The 1636-nt window shown below is 47.7% G+C and carries 3 protein-coding genes; all 3 read left to right on the top strand.

What is annotated here, in order from left to right; translation table 11 throughout:
• The coding region (locus ACTHS3_RS12590) for a hypothetical protein (protein WP_440368089.1) at positions 1 to 180 on the top strand (180 nt) is incomplete at its 5' end.
• A gap of 36 nt (positions 181 to 216) precedes the next feature.
• Positions 217 to 1227: a glycosyltransferase family 2 protein gene (locus ACTHS3_RS12585; protein ID WP_004520400.1), complete on the top strand. Its 1011-nt coding sequence runs from the start codon at positions 217 to 219 to the stop codon at positions 1225 to 1227.
• 35 nt (positions 1228 to 1262) lie between these two features.
• Positions 1263 to 1636, top strand: a 374-nt coding sequence (locus ACTHS3_RS12580) for a serine dehydratase beta chain (protein ID WP_440368088.1), incomplete at its 3' end; no start/stop codon positions are given.

The following is a 1636-nucleotide window of genomic DNA, read 5'->3' as shown; positions in this document are numbered from 1 at the left end:
GGCGCAGGCAGCGCGGTGTTGGAAGTGTTGGCGAAACACGGCATCTGCAAACCGGTGTTGCTGTTGGGTGTAGAAGACAAAGTTACCGAACACGGCGACCCGAAAAAACTGCTGGACGACTTGGGTTTGAGTGCCGAAGCGATTGAAAAACGCATTGCCGGCTGGATTAAGGCCGTCTGAAAAATGATTAAAACCTATCAATACATTGCATAATTTATGGGAAAAAAACTAATCAGCATCAGCATGGTGCGCAACGAAAACGACGTTATCGAATCGTTTGTCCGTCATAATCTCGAGCTGATGGATGAAATGCACATCATCGATCACGGCAGCAGCGATGGAACAAGGGAAATCCTGATTCAATTGAAAGAAGAAGGTTTGCCTATATTTATCTATCAATATCAAGCGCTCAAGTACAATCAAGAGCAATTGGTAAACCTGCTTATGAAGCAGCTTGTAGCAAAAGATGAAGCGATAGATTTCGTTTTTCCGCTGGATGCGGACGAATTTATTTCATGTCCTAGCCGTATCATGCTGGAACAACTTTTGGATGTCATCGGCGAAAACAGGATCGGCATGTACCTTTGGCGCGGCTATTTGCCGACATCGTTGCAATACAATCCCGATTTCACCACTCAATTTACCGAGCAACGCCTCGAAACGCTCTTTACCCCCAAAGTCATTATTCCTAGATGGGCTGCCGAATCTTGCAGCGTGATTATCGGCTGCCATTACATGTTGGATAAAGATGGCAACAAGGTTAAATCAACCCTGTTTCATTCGCCGGATTATCGAGGTTTACATTCCTGGTTTATCGAGCAGTTTTCCGCCCAATTTGCGGAGACCGATTTGTTGTGGCTGGGGCATTTCCCAATCCGCTCCTTGAACCAGCACATCAAAAAAATCCTCGAAAAGTCCATCTTGATTGCCATTAAAGACGGAAGCAACGATATTGCCTGGGAAAACCAGTTGCGCGAATTGCTGGACAACGGCATGAAGATGGACTTGAACGATTTACGGCTGTTGGCATACAGATACCGCGCCGGTTCTACAAGTTTGGAAGACCCGCATTGTAAAGTCAGCCATTACGAACCCTTGCGTAAAAAACCGCTGATGCTGAAATACACCTCGCCGGAAGCAGGTGATCCTTTGATGACTGTCGGACATTTGGTACTTGCATTGGCAAGCGGCGCACAAGATTCCTCTTTAGGCCTTAAGGCCGTCTGAAAAACACAGCCCGCACACACAATAATAGGAAAATTATGATCAGCATCTTTGATATTTTCAAAATCGGCATCGGCCCGTCCAGCTCGCACACCGTCGGCCCGATGAAGGCCGCGGCCGCTTTTGCTGATTTGCTGAATGCCGAAAACTTGGATACACAAGTGGCGCGCATTGTCATTGAAGTGTACGGTTCACTTGCTTTGACCGGTATCGGACACGGCACATTCGACGCATTATTGCTCGGTTTGGAAGGCAGCCTGCCGCACGATATCCCGCTTGCGGACATCCCTCAACGCTTGGAACGTATCCGCACGCAGCACGTTTTAAAACTCAACGGCCGTGAAATGGCCTTCAATCCTGAAAAAGATTTGGATATCCGCGGCGACAAAGTGTTGCCCAAACATCCGAACGG

The organism is Neisseria sp. P0009.S007, assembly GCF_051962515.1.
Note: the sequence above shows the minus strand (reverse complement) of the source record. Positions and strands in the feature narration are given on the sequence as shown.

Excerpts from the sequence above, each read along its gene's own strand:
- ACTHS3_RS12585 (WP_004520400.1), top strand. The coding sequence starts at position 217 with ATGGGAAAAAAACTAATCAGCATCAGCATGGTGCGCAACGAAAACGAC.